Here is a 10,844-nt window from a genome sequence, read left to right on the forward strand (position 1 = left end):
ATCCTGTCGCAGCCGATTCACTGGTATAGTAATATCCCTGTGAATAAACTTCGACTCCTTCAAGTTCCATATAAACATTGTATCGTCCTGGTTCAACAACAACATCCACTTCAAAGCCATCAACAGATGTAGCTTCATTTCCGCCCATTAATGTAATGTCATCTTTGAAATCTATAATTTTACCAGCACCTTTATAAGTTTGACATTGAAGTCGCAAGGTAGATTTAAGAGCAGTAAATTTACGTCCTTCGAATTCTCCAAAATCTTTACCATTAATTGGATTGATACCATTATTTACATATACAATGTGTAAATTGATCATTCCATTTTCAGCTGGACTTTCTTCAAATGTGAAATATCCTCTAGATTCAGTCAGTTCGATCAAATCTTCATTTGGTCCTACCAGCATTGAACGAGGTTCCCCAGTGACTTCTTTCAGTTCTGGAATAGCAGCTTTTAATGTTTCATAAGCAGTTTTGACATCAGCGACTTTAGGATATGCACCAAGATTCATTACACCATAATAAGCGTTGATTACTTTTAAAGCACCTTCTACTTCATATTTAGCGTAATCAAATGTGCCATCGTACTTTCCACTCGCTGCCCCAACAGGCTTATATTTAAGCGCTAATGCATAAGCCTGACTTCTGTAATAGTAAAGTTCAAGATTTTCATGAGCTTCATCTACTTCTTCTTGAGTAGCTTCTTCATTGCTTAAAACATTCTGAGCATTCGTTAAAGCTTCCTGGAATTCATCATAATAACTGTCATCGCTTTGATAGTCTTTAGTTTCTTCAATCAAGCTCTGCAAGCCACTTTTATCTACAGGGGATGAAAGTTCTGGAATTCGATAGATCCAAGAAGAATATAATTCGTTATTGATAACAAATGTTACATAACTGATACTAGGATCTAAATAGCAAACACCCTGCATACCAGCTGACCAATTCGTAGCGTCCGGTAATTTGGTTTTATCACTCATGCCCGCAGAAATCTGATGCTTCATTTCGCTATTATAAGCTTCATAACGGAATGAAACCTTTTCACTCATTGAAGTTATCTTCTTAAACTTCTTGGTTCCATTAGCATTTAGTAAAGATTTACCATAGATAGGATGAATTCCTGTATTGTTGTAGTTCACAACTAATTTGATTTTTTCTTGACCATCAACAATAACTTTTTCTGCAGATACTACTTCAAAAGAACCTTGCTCATCATCTGATTTAGTAGATTCACTGGTAATTCCAATATAAACACTTTCATCTGTAGCTTCTTTTAAGCCTTCAATAGCTTTTGTATATTCTTCGTACCAGCCTTTCATTTGACCAACATCGCCACGTTCTGAATTTTCAGAGTAATTTCCGTTTGAACGATTATGAGTGATTCCCCACATATTCATAACTGGAACTAAAGATTCTGTAGTATATTCCGTAAAGTTAAAATCATTTTCAGGATTGTATTTTACATTCAATTCAGCAACTTTAACTGCATAATATTTAGCTTTCAAATTAATTATCGCTAAATCAATCTCATTCTGTGTTGCCTGTGGATTATCTAATACATTTTTAGCTGCTTTTAATTGTGTTGTAAAATACTTAAACGAACTAACGTCACTCTGTAAATCTTTTACCTTATCATAAAGAGATTGAAGTTCTGTTTTGTCCACATCCAATGGAATGTTGTCTACAACAAAGTATCCTTCAGAATAAGTTGGGTTTGAAGAAGACTTAGCCTTGAACTCAAATGTCAAGTATTTTGCATTGCTTTCAACTTCATAAGTGGCTTGAATTCCATCGTTATAATTGTTTGAGCCTGGAAGAGTAGTTTTATTCTTCACAACAGCTTGTTTAATATGTCCGAAACCGCTATCATAAACATCTACATTGATTATACTTGAATTTGATAAATCCGTATAAGGCTTATACGTTGTTGTATTACTGCTATTAACTTTTGTCTCGCCATAGATTGGATGTTTTCCATCATTGATAAACTGAATCGTTACTTCATATCTTGTAGAATCACCTTCTACTGGTTTCTTTGAAACTACTTCAAAATGTCCCTGGTATTGCGAGTATTTAGTGGCTGAATCTGTATTCAACCCTACTTTTAATTCTGAACCAGAAGCTTTTGTTAATCCATCAATAGCTTTTTTATAGTCGTTATACCACTGTTCACTCTGACCAACATTTTCGTTAGATTCACTTTCATAGTAATCCTTGTTGATCTTCTCATTGGTATTTCCCCACATTTTAATAACAGGAATCAGAGAATCTGTCGTATATTCGTTAAAACTATTCGTATTAGGATCATACGTTTCATTCAATTCAGCAACCAGTAATGCATAATATTTCGCATTAAGATCAATGATTTGTTTATCAATTTCTTCTTGCGTTGCCGAGGCATTTTCTAAAAGTGTTTTCGTGTCTTGAAGTTCCTGATTGAAATATTCAAAATACGAGTTGTCACTTTTCGTCCCCTTTACATCATCATAAAGAGATTGAAGCTCTGTTTTGTTAACAGCTGGTGCTTCTTCGATTGTAAAGTTATAAGTAGCTTCTTTGTTATAGGTATATACTCCACTAGGTTTCCAGCTTTTCCAGCTATAAACAACTTTTACCTGGTATTCGCCAGCTTCACTAGCATCTACCTCAAGAGTCTTGTGATTAACTAATGGGAACAAAGTTTGCTCAACAACTTTACCGTCTTTTGTAACTGTTGCATAACCAATATCTTCACCCGTTACAACAAGTTTTGGTTTTTCACCATCCTGAACAGAAATAGTTTGTTCTTTGTCGCTAACAGATATATCCTGATCACCAACTTTAACTACAGCACTAGGATCAACCGCATCGCCTACTTTACCAAAATCAGCATCTTTTGTTGTGGTATTGACATAGACCCAGTAAGTATCCTGCATACCTGTCCAGCAACCTTTAAATCTTATATAGAAGAAATTTTCTCCCTCTTCAAGATTATTAACAATCGTATAGCTAGTTCCTTCTCCGTCTTTGGATCTATCGAACTTTAAGTTAGAATTTGATCCGGCTTGACCTTTGCTATAATCTCCTAAGAACGAAACTCCATTTTTTTGTGGACGTTCATGATCTCTATAAGGAGTATTGTTTGTCACAAATGTAATGGAAGAACCCTCTATACTGTCAACAGATAAAATTGCAATACGTGTTTCTTTAGTTTTTAAATACTCTGTTGCTTCTGTCAAATCTGTTGTCATTTGATCCACTTCATTTTGCGAAGCTTCTGGATTATCATATAACTTTCGAGCATTACTGAACAAAGTATCTAGTTTGCTTTTAGCATCCTGGTCTGTAACTGAAGTATTGTAGTTGACATCAATCAAAACCTCATCAGCTGCATCGATTGCCTCTTTTAAAGCCGTTTTATCAACCTCTACTTCAACAAATTTTAATGTAAATCCTTTGTATTTTGTTGTACGTTGTGTTTCAGTAATACCTGTAGGTCCTACTGTTCCATTCCATCCAGCTTTAATGTTAATCGTATATTCACCTTCAACCAGTTCACCATCTGGATTATGAATATCAAAATCAATAGATTGATGATCTCCGGCGGAATAAATATTCTCCTGTGCTGGTGTCCCGGTTAATTGAACATAAACACGATATAAATCTTCACCTGTCAATGTCGCCTTCAGCTCTTTTGTGCCTTCAGGAACTTCAACTTCTTGACCACTACTGCTTGTTGCTGTGACTACTACATCTTCGTCACCTACATGCAGCGTCAACGTAGGATTGGCAACAGGATTTACTTTTCCAAATTTGGCTTCGCCCGTTTCTGTGTTTACATATACCCAGAAGTTGTTCGTATGATCAACATTCCAAAATTCTCCTAACCAAACATAGAAGTAATTTTCGCCACTCTTTAAATTATTTACAGTAATATAATTCTTTCCATTGTCACTGTGCTTTGATGCTGTGTAAGTTGTACTTCTTCCACTATCTTCATAGATATATGCGTTGTACGCAAGTACATTTGTCTCAAATGTCACAGATGTAGAATCACTGGAAGATACAGAAACAAGCTGAGTACGAACTTCTTTTTCTTTCATATTCGAAATTGCTGCATTCAGTTCTTCAATTACCGCATTTACATCTTCCTGATTCGCATTTGGATCTTCATATACGCCTTGTGCTTTTTCTAACACCTTTTCAGCATCCTCTAGGCCCTCAGATTCTGTAAAATGTTTAGTATTATTAATAGCACTTTGAGCACTTGTGATTGCTTCTTCCAAAGCTGTCTTATCCACTTCAACAACTTCCTGAACATTGCCTACTACCCAGTAACCTGCAGAATGAGCCGTAGCACCACTATATGTATAAGATAATGTTACATATGCCGTATTCTCAGGAACTGTGATCTTAGTAGTAAATCCAGGAGTTTTAGATGTATTTCCTTCTAAAGCTTCAAAAGATGTATTGCTGGCCGATGGTCTTGAGATTGCACCTAACGAGCTATCATAAGCGTCAACATACATTTTAGCATTTGCTGTCCCGCCAAATTTAGCGAACTTTGTCTCAGTACCATCGTAGTTTGTATAGCTTTCTCCAAAGATTGGATGCATGGCATCGTTAGTGAACTTGATTGTTAATTCATAGCCACCCTCTACAACCGTCTTAGACAAGATTTCAAAAGTTCCCTGTCCTTTGTTGGCAGATCTTGCTAAAGCACTTTCATTGATACCCACTATCGCATCCGAAGCACTTGCCTTTACCAGTTCTTTTTCTAATTTCTGGTATTCTTCCAATTTCGCTTTTGCGGTATCTACATCCGTTTGTTTCAAAACTTTGCTTGCACTAAACGATTTATCCTGCACACCTTCATACATTTCCACAAGGGCTTTCATGCTGTCGGTTGTATAAATTACAGAACTTTTACCAGAAATCGTATCTTTGTATTTCGCATTCAAAGCTTTTAACTGAACGATATAGTAACGACCTTCCAGCTGGATAACTCTCTTATTGATATCTTCTTGTGTGGCTTCAGAATCAGCTAAAACATCCTGTGCTAGCTTCAATTGATCCTGGAATACGTCAAATCCTGTAACGCCTTCGGCATTATAGTCTTTAGCTTCATCCACTAAACTTTGAAGTTTTGTCTTATCTGTTGAATTTACTTCCAAAGCAGCAATGGCATCTTCAACTCTCTTCGTTGCTCTATCCAATATAGCTTGATCGGCATCCCACAAATTCTTATTAATCTGATAAGTTGTCGTTGACAGTTTGATAGCTTCTTGCAATGCTTCAAAAGATTCATCGGTATAATTACCCTTTTCAATCGCATTGGCTTTATCTAAGATAGCTTTCAACGCTTCATTTGAAGGTAAAGTATAGTCTTTAATTTCAATGGCAATACGGAAGATCTTACTATCGACACCTACCGAAACTTTATATGTGTCATTTCCGTAACCACTAGCAGCAAATAAACTTACGTCTTTTGATTTTACATGGTTAGAAGCTAGGCCTTTCCATCCGCGTCCTTCGCCTACGGTGTTAGAATCCTTTATCAATATTTGGTAAACATCTTTTCCTTCCACACGAATCTTAGGATTTGAACTTAAAGGTTTGTCATATACATATGGGTCTTCCCAATAGCTTTGATCAGCTGTATTAGTTAAGTTTATTAAAGGAATTTTTTCATCACCAATAACGAGATAAATTTCACCTTCAACCTCGTATACCAATGCCTTTAAAGCATCTTTCAGAGCTGAAGTTGCTTCATCAACTTCAGTCTGGCTTGCGGAATCATCATCATTTACAGCTTTTGCACTAGTTAAAGCTTCTTGTAACTTAGTCCAAGTATCTGCAGTATAATAATTTTCATTTCTGTCCTCTGCTTCTTCGATTTGTTCTTGCAAAGCTGTCTTGTTGGCAGGTTCTACAACTTTGATTGTCAATTTGATATTTGTATATCGTCCAGCATTAGTAGACATAGACTGATCACTAATGCCCAATTTGTAGGTCCCTGCTCCAAATCCTACTGGGAGTGATATAGTTGTATGATCATCAGTAGATGATGGGGTAAATCTCTTAGAATATCCTGGGACAGCTTTATCAGTATATTCAAATGTAACATATTCCAAATCATGACCTTTGATCTTTAATGACACATCTTCTGAAGTGGTTTCAATTGTATATTCTGTTACACCATCCTGCAATTCCAGAGTTTTTTCTTCATCTCCAACGATATAAGAAATTTTTGGTTTTTCATTTACATAGGTTGCACCAGTGATATATTCTTCTACCACTTTCCATGTACCATCGGCATCACGGAATAAGTTATGATGAGAGAATCGATTGTCATAATCTTTTGTAGAAACGTGTACAAACAACGGTCCTTCAGCTGTCACATTAGCAACAGTAATCGTATTCGTTTCTTCATCAAATGTTAAGCTATGCTTACTTCTCGAACCATTTTCATCCTTGATTTTTCTATCAAATGAAATTGTCAAAGATCCATCATCATTCTGTGTGATCTTTTCAACATGAGACATTCCAACTTTAACCAAGTTTTCAATCGCAGTCTTTAAAGCTTCCGTTGCTTTGATTACTGCATCCTGTGTTGCTGAAGTATCTTCATTAACTTTATTAGCTTCTGCTAATGCAGTTTGAAGTTCTTCCCATGTACTGGCTACATAGTCTTCTTTTTTCAGATCTTTTACCGCATCGATTTGTTCTTGTAATTTTGTTTTATCTGCAGCAACGGCTAACTTAATATAAATTCGTTCTGCTTCGATTGGGAATACGGTTTCATCTGTGATGTCCGTTCCCGTTCCATCAACCGCTGTATTCCATCCGGCAAATGCATATCCCTCAGGAATTCGATTATTGATGGCAGTCTGTACATCTTCAAGACTGATTGAACTTAATGTGCTTCCATTTTTGATGTAAGCATTGAATGTTACACCTTCATAGTCTGCATCATACTGGAATGTCATCAACTGATATGCTGGATCATTGACAATCATCTTGTTCCATTTCGTGCTTGTACTGCTGTTGAAAGCCTTTGTGATATCTAAGTTTGTCAGATAGTTCTGCAAGCTTCCTTCTGGAACATTGACTTTTGAAAGTGACGTATTGATTCCGTCAAAAGCATTTTTGTTTAACGTAATCGTAGACGGATCTTTTACATTCAGCGTAAGGTTCAAAGGACGATTGTTCTGTCCATAGAAAGCTTTGGATCCAATTTCTTTGATAGAATCCGAAATCGTTACATTCATCTCTTTCTTTGAAGCGTTCTTGCTTACATTGAATGCACTTCCCCCAATTATTTCAACACCTGTTAAATTAACCGTTCTCAAATCTTCATGATTGTAGAACGCACTGGCTGCAATTTCCGTAAAGCCTTCCAGTGTCAGTGATTCCAATTGACTCCAATTTTGTGATGTATTTGGGAATACTGTAGTTGCTGTATCATTATCTCCTACATAAGTCAGGGTATCACTTAATTTGAAGACAAGCTCATCGGCATATTTGGCAATGTATTCCAAATCAGCTTTTGTGACCTTACCACTGACAAATTCAACCTTATTGATCAAACCAGTTGTCAGTCCAGCTTCCTCAACAGCTGCCTGTAAAGTCTCACCCGATACTGGTGTTCCGTTTACATTGGCTGTAATATTGATGACAACTTCTTCCAATCCCTTAATGGCAGCATCCAAGTTCGCAACGGCTTTGTCAACTTCTTCCTGCGTTGCTTTTTCGTTGTCGTTAACTTTTTCAGCAGCCTCTAAAGCTTCTTCCAGCTTAGACCATGTTTCCTCTGTATAGTTGTCTTCTTCCAGTTTCTTAGCTTCATCGATCTTTTCCTGTAAAGCTGTTTTATCCGCTTTGACTGGTTCACCGATCATGAATTTAACTGTCGTAGAGTTTCCTGCCTGATCATAAACAACGATCGTATTTTCTCCATCCACATAACCGGCATTGGCATGGTTAATGTCGGACCATTGATTGTTTGTCAGTTCAAGTCTCTTACCGTTAATTTCAGCATAATCGACATTATTGGCATCGTACAGTTTCAGATCCAATCGGGAATAATATCCATCTTTTTCAACGGAAGAATCTTTTACGTTGACTGTCGGACCTGTTTTGTCATAGATGAACGTAAATTCGGCAGAATTGCCCGCAACATCATAAAGAACAACCGTATTCTTACCCTCTTTATAACCGGCATTCTGATCGTCCAAATCTGACCACTGATTGTCACTTAAATCTTTTTTCTTACCATTGATTTCGACATAATCCACTTTATGAGCATCATAAAGTTTCAAACTTAATTTACTGTATACTCCATCATAACCTTTTGATTCTTCTTTTACAGTAAACTTAGGAGCTGTCTGATCGATTGTAAACGATACACTCGTTTCATTTCCAGCTTTGTCTACGACTTTGATCGTATGTTTTCCTTCACCAGAAACTTTCTTAGGCGCATTCTTTTCGTTGTATTCTTTTTCATCAATGATGATCTTAGAAATACTCTGTTCTTTTACTGTGAATTCTACATCTTTATTTGTAACTTCACCATCTTTGACACCTTCGATCACAGGAGCCACTTTATCAATACGTTTTACTTCGTATTTAACTTTTGTTTCATTTCCTGCCAAGTCTTTAACAGTGACATTGAATTTTCCGTTTTCACTGTGAACTTTCTGCAGTGTTTTAGAATCTACACGTGTCCAGCATTCAATATCCTGGATATCTTCATTGGCCGTTAAAGTCACCGTTACATCTTCTTTTGTAACCTGACTTCCGTTTTTATTAGAATACGTTACTTTGACTTCCGGAGCTTCTGTATCCTTAACTTGTTCCTTCAATCCTTCAAAAGCCGATTTCAATGCACTTTCCGCACTCTGCATAGCAGTATTGTCTGTGAATGGATTTTCCGCAGAAGCTTTGGCATTCTGTAAAGCCTGTTCATACACACTCCAAGTATCTGGTGTATAGTTTTCGGCGTTCAGTTCTTTTTCTTCCTGTTCTTTTATTGTAGCGTTTAAAGTATCCACATAAGATCCTAGTGAATAGTTCACGCTGAAATTCACATTAGAGAATTCTCCGCCTTTGTTTTCATACCGCAGCTGGTATGTCTTTTTATCTTTCAATGTAATCGGATAGTCGATAGAAGTGACAGCTAAATCTGAATTTTGCACTTTTTCGCCATACAAATACATATTTTCGCCAGCTTGAACGCTTCGAATTCCATAACCGCTGACTTTAAAAGAGTTCTTACTAAGTTTCTTTGTGATCACAGCTCCATCTGTCAGCTTGTATAAAGAATCACCAGAAGTAACTTCTACAGTTGGCACTTTATCCATCAAATGAACTTCTACAGTTCCATCCGCTTTCTTTTCATACATAAACCAGGTGGCATTTTTCCCGGTTGAATCCGCAATGGTATTTGAGCCAAATCCAACTTTTGCAGAAGACAGATCATATTTGGCATAGTAATGCCCATTTTCTTCATATGACTCATAAGCTGTACGTTCTGGATCCAATGGTTCATTTCCTTCAAAGAGAATATAGTTTGCATTGGCTTCGATCACTGTCAGTTCCGGATCGAGCTTATCTCCATAGAACGTATATTCGATTCCTACATCGTCGCCTTCAACACCAACGCGAATTGTAAAGGTCTGCATCGTTCCGCTTGGAACGGCAATCAATGCCTGACGAATAGCTTCCGGAGCAATACATTCTTTTTGATTGTATGTTGTTTTATCTGTGTAACGAACACCCTGGAACTCCATCCAGTCAGCCCCATAGGCAACAACAATGGAAGATTCTCTCTGGTTACAATAGTAATGTACACCACTCGGATTGTTGAAAGTGATATCCTGGCTGGATTTCTTTGGTTCTACCGTTTCCTCTTCGCTTTGTGGTTCTGTGTTTTGTACATTATTATCCACAGATTCTTCACTTTGAACGGTTTCTTGTTTACTCTGTTCCCCTTCAGGAATCTGAGATTCATCTTCCTTTTCCTGGTTAGGATCGGACACGTTGTTTTCTTCAACAATGACAGGTTCTTCTGTTTCCTGGGCATAGATAGGAACAGAGTACGTTGTCATGAACATCGATGAAGTTAAAACAATACTCAACGCCGCTCTACCGGCATCTAGAATTCTTTTTTTATTCATACAACTTCCTCCTGCTTTCTTTTTTAATAATTGTGCATTATTAAAAAGGTGAAAGCGCTTTCTATACCCTATATTTTATATTGTTTTGTCATTTGTTCAATATGATAGATTCACATCCACTAATTTGTATAAACCTTCTACTAGTTTTGATAATAAAAATAAAAGGCATTCCTGCCAATGTCATTAAGTTAATAAAGGATAGACCACCTAGAGAACGATCACTAGGTGGTTTCATTTTTTGGAAAGCACGACAAAAATTGTAGTATTGCTACTACATGTTTAAAGTCATATAATGTAGTCGTTAGTCATAGCGATAGTTGAACGATATCGGTGATTTGGACCTCACCTTCCGTCTGTTATGGCGGTTCAGACGGATGGGTAATATCTCTTTGGCTATCATTGACTCGATAAAGGTCGATTGATACGATCCTCAAAAGTAGACAGTACAAATAATTAAAACGTACTGAATACAGAGAGGATCGTATCAATCGTGATCAGCTTGTGTCAAGTAGACACAAGCTGATCATTTTAATGGATTTGTGCAGTTTAGACAACAAAATAACTTCAGTTATAGTAAATAATTTTGCTGTATGACTCTTAGAGTTTCTGCGACTTCAATGAAATAGGTCATATTATCGTTATTAACTTCATACATATTGGTGCTGAATATTTACGATTATTTGTA

General features: G+C 36.8%; 1 protein-coding gene. It reads right to left on the minus strand.

Annotated elements, in window-relative coordinates; genetic code table 11:
* On the minus strand, window positions 1-10,159 hold a 10,159-nt coding region (locus HMPREF0367_RS08885), incomplete at its 3' end, for a leucine-rich repeat protein (RefSeq protein WP_035403483.1).
* Window positions 10,160-10,844: the final 685 nt, after the last annotated feature.

The organism is Faecalitalea cylindroides ATCC 27803 (assembly GCF_000469305.1).
Taxonomy (GTDB): Bacteria; Bacillota_I; Bacilli_A; order Erysipelotrichales; family Erysipelotrichaceae; genus Faecalitalea; species Faecalitalea cylindroides.